This is a genomic window from Rheinheimera sp. A13L (genome assembly GCF_000217935.1).
In the GTDB taxonomy this organism is placed as follows: Bacteria; Pseudomonadota; Gammaproteobacteria; order Enterobacterales; family Alteromonadaceae; genus Pararheinheimera.
The window spans coordinates 136300-151465 of the sequence record NZ_AFHI01000072.1 but is presented as its reverse complement, the minus strand read 5'-3'; the positions used below and the strand labels follow the sequence as shown (position 1 = coordinate 151465).

Genomic DNA, 15166 nt, shown 5'->3' with positions numbered 1-15166 from the left:
TTGGTGTGATAAAGAATTCTATCTAGCTTGCTTGTTAAAGACACAAAAACGTTTTTTGCCTGGTGGCAATAGCGCTGTGGAACCACCTGAATCCATTCCGAACTCAGAAGTGAAACGCAGCCGCGACGATGGTAGTGTGGCAGATGCCATGCGAGAGTAGTTCACCGCCAGGCTCCCAATTAAGCCAGAAGGCCCAGTCGAAAGACTGGGCCTTTTTGCTTATTGAGATTTTAGTGGTGGACCATTCGAGCATAGCATACCCATGCGACAAATTGGCCGGGAGCCAATTTGGACCGCCAACGGCGGGTCCCGCAGGGACGAACCCCATGGATGGGGTGAGCAAAGTAGTTCACCGCACCCGAATTCAACACCAATCAGCTCAACTCTCAGGCAAAAACCAAAGACGCCCACCCGCAAGGGACGCCCCTACAGGCGATTCCGTTAACACTAAGAACCAATCCCACCTACCTTTTACCCCCCCATTTCGCTATAATGCAGCCCGTTTTTACAGCAGTTTAGGTGTGGTTTGATTTTAGTTCGTGCGGCGCAGTACCTTTGGTTCAGATTGATCCGGCTTAGCTGGCGCTCGTGGCTGAAATTAATCCCATTAATGTTCATCAGCCTGGTATTGATCTCTATATTTGCCACCCCTATTCCTGATCAGCAATACCATTTTCCCGATGAAAACACCGCAAATAGCAACTTTCATGTGGTTGAATTTAATGATGAAGGTCAGCCCCACGATGTAAAACAGCAACAAGTTTTATTTGACCGTATCAAAAAGCCAGATTCCGCTAGTGCAGAATTGGTGATTTTTGTGCACGGATGGCACCAGAATGCTGCGCCAACAGATTCCAACTTCGTTGCTTTTCAAAGATATATCAAAGAGTTACAGGATGTAGCTCCACAACGTAACCTGATAGGTTTGTATTTGGGCTGGCGTGGCGATAAATATGATCCTTTGTGGTTAGACGAATCCTATAAAGCCGAAGGCTGGTGGGAACCATTGGACTTTCCAACCATTTTTCAACGCAAAAGAGTATCGCGTCTGGTCGGTGAACAAGGGGTAAGTCAGTTACTGGACAAGCTCGATGTTGTGGTCGAACAAGGTCAGCTGAAGCGTTATATCTTTATCGGTCACAGTTTAGGTGGTTCTGTTGCTTTGCATGCCAGTAAAGATCGGGTGAAAAAGGCTATAGATTTGGGCAAGGACAACCCGAATTTGTACTTGTTACTGAACCCTGCAGTCACTGCCAAAGAATATAAGCCGCTGGATTCTTTATTAAGCGTCGACCGGCAAAAACCCAGTATGGTGGTATTGCAGTCCAAAGGTGATTTTGCGGTAAAAGAAGCATTTAACTTTATAAAAGATGGCGAGCAGGCAGTAGGAAACTCCTGGGCTATCACTCATGATATTGATAAATGCCCCAGAGGTAACTGTGAAACTCCTCTTCAATTGCATAGTAGTCTTGCTCAGCATGACGCCATCCCAGGTTGTATGATGCAACTAAACCGTTCTGGCTGGCGTATCCGTGCGCGGGTGCAGGCGCGGCGTACCATACAGAGTTGTGACGATGCCAATATGCAGGCGGTCTGGGTACTGGCTGTGTCCAACGATATTATTTTTGGTCACAATGGCATTTTAACGCCAAGTCATGCCGGTGCTTTGGCAGAAATTTTAAGCCTGATTGATTACCACAGAAACCAGATCCCGGAAGCCATTTAGTTTTCCTTTATACAGAACTTAATGCCATAAAATCAGCACTGTGCCAGCGACTGTCAGGCTGGCACCCAGCCATGCTCCTAAAGCAGGCCGTCTTTTATAAACCAGCCACAATAAAGGCACGACGACGACAGGGCTGACAGACGACAGCATGCCAATTAATCCTGCATCACCTGTTTTTAAAGCCTGTAAAATCAGCGTCATGCCTATCACCATCGATAAGCCAGCATTAACAACCACCATAGCGAAGATTTTTTTCGTCATAGGTAAATAAACCCGAGCCACTTTAAAGCCCAGCCAAAACAGCAGCAGATGAGCGAATAATGCAACCGTCATCCGCACAGCAGAAGCACTGACCGCATCTATATCGGTTTCCATCAAAGGTTTTATCATCAAAGTGGAAGCAGCCTGGCAAACAGCTGAGATCAGGCCTAAGGCAATACCGGAGCGCAGCTGAGACTGATTTGACTCCCAGTGATGTTGCTCTTCTGCTCTGCGCCCTAAAACTATGGCCGTCATCACGCCTGAGCTTAACAAACCACAGCCTATTAAAGTCCAGCCCCAGATAGATTCGCCTAAAAACAAGTAAGCCAGCAGCACCGAAAACATAGCATGAGTGGCAAATAACACACCGGCACGACGTGGACCCAGCCTGTTCATTGAGGCAAATAAGGAGGTATCACCAATCAAAATACCTATCAGTGCTGACATGGCTAAAAGCGGCAACTGAGGGAAAGCCAAAGTGGTAAAACCGCCACTGAAATAAGCCCAGATCCATAACATGCAGGCGGCGCAGGCCAGGCGCCAGCGGGTAAAAGCGAAGGCACCTAAATGACTGGAGGCGGTAGCAGATAATAAACTGCCAACAGCCCAACAGACTGCAGCCAATAAGGCTAAGTATTCAAAAGGCACTAATAAATTCCTGACGACAAATAACGATCACCCCGATCGCAGATAATGGCTACTATCACGGCATTCTCCAGTTGCTCAGCCAGGCGCAAAGCCGCATAAACTGCACCACCAGAGCTGACCCCACAAAAGATTCCTTCCTGCTGTGCCAGTTGACGCATAGTGTCCAGAGCCTGATCGGCAGTGATATCGATGATTTGATCAACCCGCTGTTTTTCATAAAAGCCAGGTAAATAAGCTTCAGGCCAGCGGCGTATGCCCGGAATACTGCTGCCTTCAGCGGGTTGCAGACCTATAATTTGAATAGCCGCATTTTGCTGTTTCAGATAACGCGACACCCCCATAATGGTGCCTGTGGTGCCCATGCTGGAGACGAAGTGGGTTACCTGGCCCTGACTTTGTTGCCAAATTTCTGGCCCGGTTGAGGCAAAATGCGCTGCTGGATTGTCGATGTTATTAAACTGATCCAGTACTAAACCCACACCTTCCGCCTGCATTTGTTTTGCAAGATCTCGGGCGTATTCCATACCTTGTTCTTTACTGACCAGTATCAGCTCAGCGCCATATGCCCGCATCGATGCCTTACGCTCGTCTGTCATATTGTCCGGCATAATCAGCTTCATTTTGTAGCCTTTAATGGCAGCGGCCATTGCCAGAGCTATACCGGTATTGCCGCTGGTGGCCTCAATCAGGCAGTCGCCTGGTTTGATATCGCCCCGCGCTTCAGCCTGTTGCAGCATAAAAAGTGCCGGTCTGTCTTTGACTGAACCTGCCGGATTATTGCCTTCGAGTTTCAACAGCACTGTGCTTTGAGTGTGATTGGCCATACGCTGCAGCCGCACTAAAGGCGTCTGACCAATATGATCTTCGAGGGTAGGGAACATAGAGCCTCAGCTGGACTTGGAAAGTTGAGGCTAGTGTAGCGGATCCGGCTCTTTACTCACAGACGGATCCGCTATAACTCAGAACCTTTACAACGCAGCAAGGCGTTTAAAGTTATCACACAAAATCGCAGTGGCTATGCCCACATTCAGTGATTCAGTGTCGCTGAAACTGGGGATAGTGACAGGGTGGCTGATCACTGGTTTTAATGCAGGGCTAATACCATTGGCTTCATTGCCCATCACCAGATAACCACCGGCTTTGCTCAGTTTGAGCTGATGAACAGACTCACCTTCAAGGTAAGCACCATAAACCGGCATGGCGCTTTGTGCTAACAGAGGTAACAGCTCCTGATAAAACATCTGCACCCTTAAAAATGAGCCTTTAGCTGCAGCTATCACTTTAGGATTGTATAAATCTACTGTGTCGGGAGAACACAGCAACTGGCGAATACCATACCAGTCGGCAATGCGGATAATAGTGCCTAAATTACCAGGGTCGTTGATTTGATCCAAAACCAGCACCCAGTCGCCTTGTTGCTCTTTAAATGGCAGTGTTGCTGGTATTTCTGCTACAGCCAAAGCTGCATTATTGCTGCTAAATGTACCCACTTGTACCAGCTCATGTTCAGTGCATTGCTGCACCAAATCAGCTTTAGTACAAAGGCCATGGTGTTGCTGCAAAAAGTGTTCAGTGCCAAAGACTGCCCGCACTTTCCACGAGCTGTGCAGCAATTCCAGCACCGACTTTTCACCTTCGACAAAAAACAGCTGCTCGGCTTTACGGTATTTTTTTTGCTGCAGCGAGCGGATCAACTTCGACCATTTCTGACTAATCATAAACCCTTCTTACTTGAAGCGGCCGCCGCGTTGACTGCGCGCTCTCGCCCCTGTCACATAGTGGCCTATGCTCCCGGGAACTCGTTTACTTGTCGCCTTGCTGCAACTCCAATTAATTTGGGTTACAGCCTTCTTACCTGAAGCCGCAGCCTTGTGGACTGCGCTTTTTCTTCCGAACATAGCTTGGTCGGTGAGACGGGCGGGGACAAGCCCCGTCCGGCACCGACTCGGCTTCTGGACGGGCGGGGACAAGCCCCGCCCCTACAGCTGTGCCTTATATTTTTGTTGTCCTGCTACCCAGCTTTGTTGCACTTTGGTTTGCCATAAAGTTTCAGCAGGAGCTTTAAAAATGTCGCGATCAACCAAAATAAAATCAGCCCACATGCCAGGTGCTAACGACCCCATGCTTTGATCCTGAAAAGCGCCATAAGCTGCATCGAGGGTAAAGGCTTTTAAAGCCTGAGTTAAGGTCAGGCGTTGTTCCGGCAACCAGCCACCTACGGGTTGATTTTGCTGATCCTGACGTGTTACTGCGGCATGAATACCATAAAAAGGATTGGCAAGCTCCACCGGAAAATCTGAACCAGCCACTATACGACTGCCCTGATCCACAAAGCTTTTCCAGGCATAAGCACCGCGTAAACGGGCTATACCTAAACGATCGGCTGCCATATTTTTATCTGAAGTGGCATGGGTCGGTTGCATGGACGGCAGAATATGCAGCTCTGCAAAACGTGGGATATCTTTAGGCGAAACTATCTGTGCATGTTCAATACGGTGGCGGCCTTGTTCCAGTTGCTCTTTGCTTGCCAACTGCTCAAACCTGTCCAGTACCAAACGGTTGGTTAAATCACCTATTGCATGAACGTTGGTTTGAAAACCAGCCTCCAGCGTCAGCTTCATCACAGCTGTGAGTTTATCCGGCTGAGTGACAAATAAGCCTTTTTGGCCGGGCTGATCAGAATAAGCTTCTATTAACGCGGCACCACGGCTACCTAAAGCTCCATCACCATAAACTTTCACTGAGCGGGCAACCAATACATCTTCTTGATCCAGCACTGGACCGGCTTTTAACCAGTCGGCTAAATCTGGATCTGTCGCTGATAACATGGCGTAAATGCGCAGCGGCAGTTTGTTGTCCTTACGCAGTTGCTGATAACTTTGCAGGTTCGCTGCGTCAACACCTGCGTCATGGACAGAGGTAATGCCCAAAGCTAACAAATGTTCAAAGGCAGCATCTAATGCAGCTAAACGTTCGGCTTCGGATTGCTCTGGAATATGTTTTTCCAGCAATAACATAGCGTTGTCTATTAATACGCCTGTTGGATTGCCTTCATCATCCCGGATAATTTCACCACCTGGTGGATCTATGGTTTCTTTGGTGATGCCTGCCAGTTGCAGCGCTTTGCTATTGGCCCAACCTGCATGACTATCAACCCGGGTTAACCAGACAGGTTTGTCTTTAATGCTTTCATCGAGCAAAGTTTTGCCGGGAAACTGCTGGGTTGGCCATAGGACCTGATTCCAGCCACCACCTAAAATCCATTGCGAGTGCTGGTGAGTTTTAGCAAAAGCGGCAACTTGCGCCACTGCCTGAGCTTCACTGCTGCTGGTGCGTAAATCCACTCTGTTCAGGTTTTGGCCTAAGCCCAATACATGACCATGGCCATCAATCAGGCCTGGTAATAAAGTCTGACCTTTGCCGTCAATTTGTTCTGCTTTGTCATAGGCAACAACAGCTGCTTTATCGCCACGAGCCAGTACTTTTCCGCTTTGGTTATCAAACACAAAATGGCTGAATTCGGCGATTTGGCCTTTTTCATCAAAGCCATAACCCTGAATATTATGCAGCACTACAGGAGCGGCTGATAAAGAGCCGCTGGTAAGCAGTAACAGGCTGAGCACTGAAGGAGTAAAACGAAACATAAAGATCCCCTGGTTGGTCCGTCGCCGGACCAGCCGGGCTAACGGTATTTTTTCTTGGCTTTTTGCTGACGGACTTTTTCCCGCTCAGCTTTTTCAGCAGCTCTGGTGGCTTCCTCTAACTTAGCATTCTGCAATTCCTCTGTCACCATATCCGGTGTTTCCAGACTGACAGGACCAAACAAACCAGCACGAAGTTCGGTAATTAAAATGGAACCGGCTTTTTGCAAATCAACCACGCCACCTTTACGCATACAACCACGACGTTCGCCCAAAGCGTCTAATAAAGCCAGGTCGTTTTCTGGTTGTTCTTTTAGCTGATAACGCGCCATGACTTGTTGTGGGTAGGCTTTGAGTAAGTAATCGGCGGCAAAAATGGCGATATCGGCGTAGTCAAAGGCCGTATCTTTAATAGCGCCTGTCACCGCCAGACGGTAACCGCAACTGGCCGGACTCAGCTTGGGCCATAAAAAGCCTGGGGTGTCGGTCAGAATGACATTATTGTCTAAACGAATACGCTGCTGAATTTTGGTCACACCAGCTTCGTTGCCGGTTTTGGCAATAGTACGGCCAGCTAACGTATTGATAATGGTGGATTTACCCACGTTAGGAATACCCATAATCATAGCGCGGGCGCCGCGGATATCTAAATTCCGGTCTGGCAGCATTTGGTTGCAAAGTTGTAATAAAGCCTTGATTTGTTCAGGGTTTTGCTGACTAATAGGAATGGCTTTAATACCTTTTTCCTGTTCAAAGCGTTCAACCCATAAGGCGGTAACTGCCGGGTCTGCTAAGTCAGCTTTGTTCAGTACCTTGATCACCGGAGTGTCGCCACGCAGTTCTGGCACCAAAGGGTTTTCACTGGAAAAAGGAATGCGGGCGTCCAGCATTTCGATAATGATATCGACCTGTGGCATGACCTCGGCAATTTCTTTACGGGCCTTGTGCATATGGCCTGGGAACCAGTTTATCGACATAAAAACTCTCTTGGGTTAGCCGCATCGCGGTTGGAACAGGAAACAATTCAATATTTTACGCTGTTATCAGCTGAGGCAGGAACTTTTTTCCGGCTTAAACCTCCGATTAGCAGCTTTTTACGTAGAAGAGTCTCGTAATACCTATACAACGGAGTCACAGGGAATGAAGAAGTTGAAGTATCTGGCGGGTTTAGCTATTACTGCTGCTGTGTCGGCAGCACCTTTAATGGCCTCAGAATTTAAACAGGTTCAGGTGCAACTGGAGCATCCGGCGAACGGTGATACCTTATTTATTCCTGGCGCAAAAGCTGTGCTGCAATCTGGTCATTCGTCCAGCAGTCGCTGGTTGAGTTGGGTTGATTTAACAACTAACACCGCAAAGCAGGTACCTATCCCAACACAAGCGCAGTTTTTTCATAAAGCGCAGATCAAAAGTCAGCCAGTTGAAGTGTTGGTGGTCTTAGGCCATGAAGGCATCAGTTATTTCAAATCTGAAGACAGCAGTTGGCATAGGTTACTCAATACTGAATCTCTGTACCGTACAGTGGATAGCAAACGCTTGCTGAAACTGGATTTTGTGTATGACTTAAATAACGACGGTTTATCTGACTTTGTGGTCACAGATTTTAATGCGCATCATGTCTATATGCAGCAACAGGATGGCAGTTTTAATCAGTTTTCTTTGGCTGTGGACGCTAAATCACGCATTTTTGATGAAAACCCGGATTACACAGGCCGCAAAGCACGATTTCTGGACTGGAATGGCGATGGCCGCACTGATATTGGCTTTGCTATAGACGACAGCTTGTTATTGTATCTGCAAACTGAGACAGGTTTTTCTACCCAAGCCCAGACCATTCAGCTTGGATTAGGTTTAACGCCAGACGTTCAGGCTGAGCTGAGGGGCGGTGATGGTCGCAGTTTTAAAGGGTTGTCGATCAACAGGTTGTACGATGTGAAAGACTTAAATAACGATGGCGTAGCCGATTTTATTGTACGTCAGGAGCTGTTTGCCGACGCCGTAGAGCAAAGCTATAGCTACCGCATTCATTACGGCACGATGGAACAGGGCACTTTGCAGTTTAAAGCCGAACCTGATGCACGTATTAACACCAAAGGGATCCAGTCCGAACCTGTATTTGCCGACTTAAATAACGACAAAAAGCTAGATTTTTTCACCCCGGCAGCTGAGTTTGGTATAGGTACTCTGGTGCGGGCTTTACTGGCAGGCACTGCGAACATGGAACTGCAGTTTTTTCCTCAATTGCCCAGCGGTAAGTTTCCGGATAAGCCTGTATATCGGCAAGATGCTACAGCACAGGTCAGCATTGGCAACGCTCAGGTGAATTTACCTGTGCTGAAGGCGCTGGTTTCAGAGCAGGCTCCTGCTTTGTTATTGATTGGGGATGAAGATCATTTAAAGCTTTATCAGAGCGCGAAAGAAAAGCTGTTCAGCAGCAAAAGTGTTCGCTTAAAACAAGCCATACCGCTAAACGGTATGCTGGCATCCACAGCAGATTTAGACCAAAACGGTAAAATGGATTTGATTTTGCCTTTTACCCATCTGGATCCTGAAGCAGTGCGTAACCAGCTGCATTTTTTACTGCAACAATAAATTTATGGTCTTAACCAGAGCTTCATTTGTGGGTAGCTGTCCGCAGAACCTGGTGGTTCACACATGCCATACCAGCTCAATAGCGGATGGCCAAAACCGCCTCCACAACTAAAGGCGGCTATATAGGCTTCTGAACCCCCTTTGTAGCCGTCAGCATGAAATAAAAATTCTGGCGGCAAATTTAAATGCACTAAAGCTGCCCATGACCAGGCGATAGCTGCCATTTCTTCGGCTGGCCCCTGATTAGCAGATTCATTCACATTGTCATTCAACAGATGACGCTGGGCTGTGGGCATTACGGCTATATGACCTGCTTCATGCAGCAAATCGCCGGGTTGAACAAGCTGTTCCGGGTCTATACAAAGGCCGCCATTTTTTATCAACACTCCTGCTAAAAAGCTGGGTTCAGCCAATGGCTGTAGCTGATACGCAATACCGATGTCATTAAAAAAGGCTAACACTTTTTGCAGTGGCTCAGTCATTTTGGTCTCAATGAATTTATGTTGTTGTTTTGGCTGCTCAGTAAGTAATTTGTTCTCCACCGCCTTTCTTTGTTCCTTTTATCTGCTAGCCTAGGTTTTTATAAAACAAAAATAACGACTTAGCCATGACTATTTGTAGTTTTGCTTTGCTTGGCCACGTTGCCGGATTTCAACAAATGCGTGAAGAACTGGGATTGTTGCTGCAGTTGCAATGGCATGCCCATGTGAATAAAAGAGATTATCAGGGCGGCTGGGATGTATTGCCTTTGCGTTGTGCCTCAGAGCATCTGCATGCCCACGGTATTTTGCAGAGTTTTGCGATTTATCCCGCTGAAGACTGGAGCAATTTACCCCAATTAGAGCAAAGCCCTGCCTTGCTGCGATTTGTGAGCGCTTTACCTTACACAGTTAAATCAATACGGCTGATGCGCTTACACCCCGGTGCTGAAATTAAACCGCACCGTGATCAGGGGTTATGTCTGGAGCAAGGAGAAGCTCGTTTGCATCTGCCACTCCAAACCAATGATTTACTGAAGTTTTTTGTTAATGATCAACAGGTGCCTATGCAAGAAGGCCAACTGTGGTACATCAACGCCGATCAGGTACATAGGGTCGAAAATAAAGGTGCAGAGCCTCGTATCAACCTGGTGCTGGATTGTGTAGTTAATGCTGAACTAAAGGAGCAAATTTATGCCGGATGGAACACTAAATCGGCCTGAGTCTAAACTTCAACATTATATGAATGGCTGTTCGTCGCATTGATGTGCAGGAAAATCAGGCTCTATTCAAAACTACTGCATAATGGACAGCAACTCTTACTGTTGCTGAACTCTGCATCGATCGACACTTTCGTTACCCTGATGTCAGACTATCTGGATTGGCCTGATCTAAGTTTTAATAGTTTGGTGGCATTTCTTAACCAGCAGAACCAACAGCAGCACGATGTTCAATTGGAGATCTTCAGTCGCTTCTGGCAGCCAGCAAGTTATCAGGCCTTGACTCAAAGTTTCATATGGGCGCCCGCTTTTGCCGCTTTAAGTCAGCCTTTTTACATAGATGATATGCAAAAGGCCAGGCAAAATCTGCTGGGGCAGTTGATTAGACCCTGCACCAAAGTGTCAGATTTAGTAAATCAACGTTTTAGTCTGCCTGAACTCAATCCTGATTTAGTTATTTTTCACTGGTCCAGATGTGGTTCAACCTTGTTGTCTGGCGCTTTGGCAAAGGACCCTGACGTTAAAGTAGTGTCTGAGTCTATGCTGATCAGTCAAATGCTGATGGACCCACACTGGCATGCTTCTGAACATCAGGAGTTACTGGATTTGGCGTTAAGATTACAGGGCAGGTTCAGGCATGGTGAACATCAACTGGTTGTAAAATGTAATGCCTGGGATTTACAGGACTGGCGACTTTGGGCCCGCTCCTATCCTGCCGCAAACATAATCTGTTTGGGGAGGGACCCTGCAAAAATTTTCTCGTCTCATCAACGTCTGAGCGGCATGCATATGGTGCCTCTGCCAGTGCCGGTATGGAGGGGGGAGTACAAACCAGATCTTCAATCCGGTATTTGTTGGCAAGTCCAGGTATTACAAACCCTGATGCAACAAAGTAGTCAACTACTGGCTGAAAGCACAGCGTGCTGGCTGGATTACCAGCAACTTGTTGAATTGGAGGCTGAACAGCTTGCTGTGATACTCAGGCTATCCAGTCCTGAGTTTTTTGTCCGTAACTGGTCCTTACATAAGCAGATGGATGCAAAACAGCCTGAGTCGTTCTTTTCACCTGAGCCAGCAAAACATGATGCCAATTCTGGTGAGATGGCAGATGCACGTATCCGACTACAGCAGTTGTACCAGTATGTCAGGCTGGTTGCGAATAAAGCTGTGGCAGACAGAACAATGACCTCAGACCTAAGCTAACCATCTCATTTAATATCTTTGATAAATCAATTACTTTGACTGAGTTTCACATCACTCAGCCCCTTGCATGGTGAGTTGTTACTCTTTTCGATAAATTGTTCCCTTAATCCTTTATTTGTTCCCTTCCTGTGCTAGGCTGGTTTGTATGAAAAAAGATCAGCTGTTTGTGAGCATCGTTAGCTGTGATGAAAAAGCCTTAGAGTTTATGTACAAACAATACACACCAGGTCAAAAGTTCGCAGATAGTGGGGATTTATAGTGTTTCACGAAGTCAGGTTTTGTAAGTAGTCCAAGGCCGTTCTTCAGCAAGATTCAACATGAATAGTTCAAAAAACGAGTTGCAGTACATCAATGCCATTCAGTTGCCGGATCAAAGAAAAGAACTGACGCAAAGGTTAACTTGGTGAATGACTGCTGGATAAAGACGGTTGTTAAGGATCACTGTGATGCCAGATGGAATGAAAAGCAGCAAAACTTTGCACAAGAACCTGCTGTCAGATTTCACTACAGAGTTACTTTTGAGTCAGGGAACAGAAAACATCCATTTCAGCCTGCGTGCTTTGCTGATGGCTTTGTGTGATTTTCTGAACATTAATCTTCATCCGGACAACTTTGTTGATGATGATTTCACACTAACACCTTATGGCAAAGCATTGTCTCCGGTATCAGCGGCGCAGTGTGCCGAAGACATTGAACGCAGCAGAGTTTTTATGCTGGCAGTGCATCAGGCGATAACAGACAGATTGGGCAAGGCACAGCCTGTCAGAGTTTTGTACGCCGGAACTGGTCCTTTAGGCTGGTTAATTTTGCCAACACTACAAGCTTTTAGCTCAGAGCAAGTTCAGGTCACCGCTTTAGATATACATCAGCAGTCTTTAGATAGTTTTCAGGCCTTGTGTCATGAGCTGGGACTGCAGGACAGAGTAAGTCAGTGGCTGTGTAATGATGCCACAGCCTGGCAACCTGAGCAGGCACAAACCTATGATCTGATCCTGTCTGAAACCATGAATCAATTTCTTGAAAAGGAACCTCAGGTTCAGATTTTTGCTCACCTACAGCAATTTTTGCTTCCTGATGGACTACTGATCCCACAGCAAGTGCAATTAACTGTTGATTTACAACAACAAACTCTGGATGGTCCCAAGCTTTACCCTCTTGGTGAGTTATTTTGTTTAAACATTGAAACTGCCAAAGTGCTGGCCGAATGCACTGAGGATTTATTCAATAAAAAGCTGCAACTTCCAGTTTTTGTACCCTCAGTCAGTAGTTTAAAACTGAATACCCGGATCCAGGTGTATCGGGATTTCTGGCTTGAAGAGCGGCAAAGCCAACTTACTTTACCAAAATTTATGCATAGGCTTTGGCTAAAGTCGGGGACTGTGCTGCGCTGGTCCTATTTGCTTGAACAAAACCCCAGATGGAAATTGGATTACGAAGCGGGTGAGTTTGAACTGGCAGCAAGCGATGATTGTCGTGCAGAAGGACTGTTTCATCTTTATAGGTTGTGGCAGAAAACCTTATTGCAGAAATGGCCATCAGGTCTTAAGACTGATCACAACGAGTGGCTGCTGGATAAGGCCCTGTTGGATCTGATGGGGTTAGGATTACAGCCTGGACTGGAGTTGTTGTTCAGCTGTAATACCTTGCCTGAACTCTGTCAGAAGGTTCGTTCTCTCATATTGTCCGATGCAGATATTCAGCATATTAATCATCAACTTTGCCTGCATCACACTCCGAATGAACTAAAACCTACACCAGCAATTCCAGCCCCATTGTCTGAGGAACAACTTGAGTTCTGGCAACAACATGGCTATCTGGTTATTCCCGATGTATTAACTCCTCAGCAATGTGAAGAAAGCCAACAAGCCATATGGCAGTTTTTAGATGCTTGTCCGCAGCAGTCTGAAAGTTGGTATCGAAGTCCGGAACTTCAGGAAAAAATCATGTTACCGCTGTTCCGTCACCCTGCCTTAGATGCGAACAGACAGCTCCCACTGCTCAGGCAGATTTTTGAACAATTATGGCAAAGAACTGATTTGGTGATGAGTACAGACAGGGTCAGCTTTAATCCGCCTGAAACTGAACAGTGGCATTTCCCAGGCCCGGACTTGCATTGGGATATGCCTTTGCACCTACCCGTTGTATTTGCCACCCAAGGGCTGATTTATCTGACCGATACCCATGAGCAGCAAGGTGCATTTTGCTGTGTGCCAGGGGTGCATCTGGAGATAGCAAGCTGGCTTAAACAACATGGTGAAGGTGAGGGTTATTTGCAACATCAATTGTTGGCCAGGCCAGCCAAAGTTATAGCAGGCAAAGCAGGAGATTTAGTGATTTGGCATCAGGCTTTGCCTCATGGTGCCAGCCCGAACAGGGCAGATAAACCGAGGATGGTGCAGTACGTCAATTGCACTCCTCTGTCATTCAAGTAGTTAGGTTCAGGACCTCAAAGGAAGACCAAAAATGCAGCAATTCAAAGCGCCGTCAGGTTTGCATATTCGCCCCTCAGGGCCAGCAGATAAAGTGTTTTTAGCCCGGCTTCACAGAGAGGTTCGGCAAGACTTGCAATGGATAGATGGTGAGCAGGATTTCATTGAGTCAGTAGTAGATATGCAATTGCATGCCCAGACCCAAGGGTATGGCACTCAGTTTCCTAATGCCATGTATTTCATTATTGAAAAAAACAGCGAGGCGATTGGCAGGGCCACTATAGATTTTGGTCATAACGAAGTGCATTTGATTGATTTGGCCTTTTTGGCCGCAGCCCGTGGCCATGGTTTTGGCCGTGCCATTCTTCAAACCTTTCAACATTGCGCAGCTCAGTCCGGAGTTCCGATGACACTGTCCGTTTTATCAAATAACAGGGTCGCGAAACAGCTTTATAAAGAACTGGGATTTCAGTTGAACGGTGCGCAAAGCCCTTATGAATTTCTTATTTGGTATCCACCTGCCATGAAACTGATGTCAGGTGCTTAAGTTTTACTGTGCTCAACAAAGGAGGATAAGTGGAAAATTTTAATCAGGAATTGCTGACTTCATTGGTTGGCCAATCCTTGCAAGTCTGTGCTGTCAATGATCCAACTGAGTTGACTCAGTTAAAGGTGAGTGACGTCACAGAGGGCAAAGTAAAAACGACAGAGTTCAGCTCGTTTTGTATTGAGCTGATCGGTGACCCGCAGGTGCAGTTGCCGCAGGGTACTTATGTTGTGAAACATCATAAGTTTGGTGAGCAAACCTTATTTATGACCATACATGCGGAAGATCAGTATCAGATTGTGATTTCGCATAAAAATGCAGTATCTAATCAGTAAAAACCGGAGGACAAGATGGTTGATCCATTTGTTGGAATGATACAAATGATAGCTTTCCCCTTTGCCCCACAAGGGTGGGCAAATTGTGATGGAGCTGAGCTTTTAATACAAAGTAATGCAGCACTGTATTCATTGATCGGTGTTCAGTTTGGCGGCGATGCAAAGACAAAATTTAATTTGCCTGATTTACGTGGCAGGACCCCGGTTAATACCACCAAAACCACAAGCCCGACCACAACCCAAGGTGGTAAAGGCGGTGAAGAAAATGTGGCATTAACCATTGCACAAATTGCGAGTCATGGTCATTCTTTGCGGACCTATAACGAGAACGGTGACCGTTCGCCTCCTTTTGTGCCAGCAAATCCAGCCCTCAAGTTTGGTCTGGCCAACGCAGTTAAGGTGACTAGTACCTCAATCGATAAATTCTACAGTGCAGCATCTCAACCTGTAGCGCCCTTAAGCAATACAGCTGTTGCTATGGCAGGCGGTGGAGTGGGCCACAATAATATGCAGCCCAGCACTGTGCTGAAATTTGTGATTGCATTGAATGGCATTTACCCTTCGCGTAACTAACTGCAGGAGACAC

The 15166-nt window shown here is 46.7% G+C and carries 14 protein-coding genes and 1 rRNA gene; 9 read left to right on the top strand and 6 right to left on the bottom strand.

The features are described from left to right. The first annotated feature begins 58 nt into the window (after positions 1-58). Positions 59-173: ribosomal RNA gene (rrf, locus tag RHEIN_RS20160) — 5S ribosomal RNA — on the top strand. Between the two features lie 353 nt (positions 174-526). Beyond that, positions 527-1726, top strand: coding sequence for a hydrolase (locus RHEIN_RS20155; protein ID WP_202797851.1), 1200 nt, complete (start codon positions 527-529; stop codon positions 1724-1726). An 18-nt stretch (positions 1727-1744) separates the two neighbouring features. Here RHEIN_RS20155 and RHEIN_RS20150 read toward each other — a convergent pair whose 3' ends face one another. From RHEIN_RS20150 to ylqF, 5 genes are all read right to left on the bottom strand, one after another. Beyond that, on the bottom strand, positions 1745-2635 hold the full coding sequence (locus RHEIN_RS20150; RefSeq protein ID WP_008900840.1) for a DMT family transporter: 891 nt from the start codon (positions 2633-2635) through the stop codon (positions 1745-1747). After that, the gene (gene cysM / locus RHEIN_RS20145) at positions 2635-3516 is read right to left on the bottom strand and encodes a cysteine synthase CysM (protein WP_008900839.1); all 882 of its coding nucleotides are present in this window, start codon (positions 3514-3516) and stop codon (positions 2635-2637) included. Before cysM ends, RHEIN_RS20150 begins: the two co-directional genes overlap by 1 nt. Positions 3517-3603: 87 nt before the next feature. After that, the gene (locus RHEIN_RS20140; protein WP_008900838.1) at positions 3604-4353 is read right to left on the bottom strand and encodes a TrmH family RNA methyltransferase; all 750 of its coding nucleotides are present in this window, start codon (positions 4351-4353) and stop codon (positions 3604-3606) included. 261 nt (positions 4354-4614) lie between these two features. Continuing rightward, the gene (locus RHEIN_RS20135) at positions 4615-6279 is read right to left on the bottom strand and encodes an amidohydrolase (RefSeq protein WP_008900837.1); all 1665 of its coding nucleotides are present in this window, start codon (positions 6277-6279) and stop codon (positions 4615-4617) included. 38 nt (positions 6280-6317) lie between these two features. Next, entirely contained in the window at positions 6318-7253 is a 936-nt protein-coding gene (gene ylqF, locus RHEIN_RS20130; RefSeq protein WP_008900836.1) for a ribosome biogenesis GTPase YlqF, read from the bottom strand. A 163-nt stretch (positions 7254-7416) separates the two neighbouring features. On the opposite strand from ylqF, the gene RHEIN_RS20125 reads away from it, so the two are divergent. Beyond that, positions 7417-8868 (top strand): FG-GAP repeat domain-containing protein, encoded by a 1452-nt coding sequence (locus RHEIN_RS20125; RefSeq protein WP_008900835.1) that lies wholly within the window; start codon positions 7417-7419, stop codon positions 8866-8868. Positions 8869-8870: 2 nt separating this feature from the next. Here RHEIN_RS20125 and RHEIN_RS20120 read toward each other — a convergent pair whose 3' ends face one another. Further along, on the bottom strand, positions 8871-9350 hold the full coding sequence (locus RHEIN_RS20120; protein WP_008900834.1) for a hypothetical protein: 480 nt from the start codon (positions 9348-9350) through the stop codon (positions 8871-8873). Between the two features lie 176 nt (positions 9351-9526). Here RHEIN_RS20120 and RHEIN_RS20115 point away from each other — a divergent pair, with 176 nt between their 5' ends. The 6 genes from RHEIN_RS20115 (at position 9527) to RHEIN_RS20090 (ending at position 15153) form a co-directional block, all read left to right on the top strand. Next, a complete protein-coding gene (locus RHEIN_RS20115; RefSeq protein WP_008900833.1) occupies positions 9527-10069 on the top strand; it encodes an aspartyl/asparaginyl beta-hydroxylase domain-containing protein in 543 nt (180 codons plus the stop codon). A 102-nt stretch (positions 10070-10171) separates the two neighbouring features. Then, positions 10172-11269 carry a sulfotransferase gene (locus RHEIN_RS20585; RefSeq protein WP_139056519.1) on the top strand — a complete coding sequence of 366 codons (1098 nt, stop codon included), beginning with the start codon at positions 10172-10174 and terminating at the stop codon, positions 11267-11269. A gap of 446 nt (positions 11270-11715) precedes the next feature. After that, positions 11716-13701, top strand: a complete 1986-nt coding sequence (locus tag RHEIN_RS20105; RefSeq protein WP_008900830.1) for a phytanoyl-CoA dioxygenase family protein — start codon at positions 11716-11718, stop codon at positions 13699-13701. A gap of 31 nt (positions 13702-13732) precedes the next feature. Then, positions 13733-14245 carry a GNAT family N-acetyltransferase gene (locus RHEIN_RS20100; protein WP_008900829.1) on the top strand — a complete coding sequence of 171 codons (513 nt, stop codon included), beginning with the start codon at positions 13733-13735 and terminating at the stop codon, positions 14243-14245. A 29-nt stretch (positions 14246-14274) separates the two neighbouring features. Continuing rightward, entirely contained in the window at positions 14275-14580 is a 306-nt protein-coding gene (locus RHEIN_RS20095; protein ID WP_008900828.1) for a DUF6916 family protein, read from the top strand. A 15-nt stretch (positions 14581-14595) separates the two neighbouring features. Beyond that, on the top strand, positions 14596-15153 hold the full coding sequence (locus tag RHEIN_RS20090; RefSeq protein WP_008900827.1) for a phage tail protein: 558 nt from the start codon (positions 14596-14598) through the stop codon (positions 15151-15153). The last annotated feature ends 13 nt before the right edge of the window (positions 15154-15166 follow it).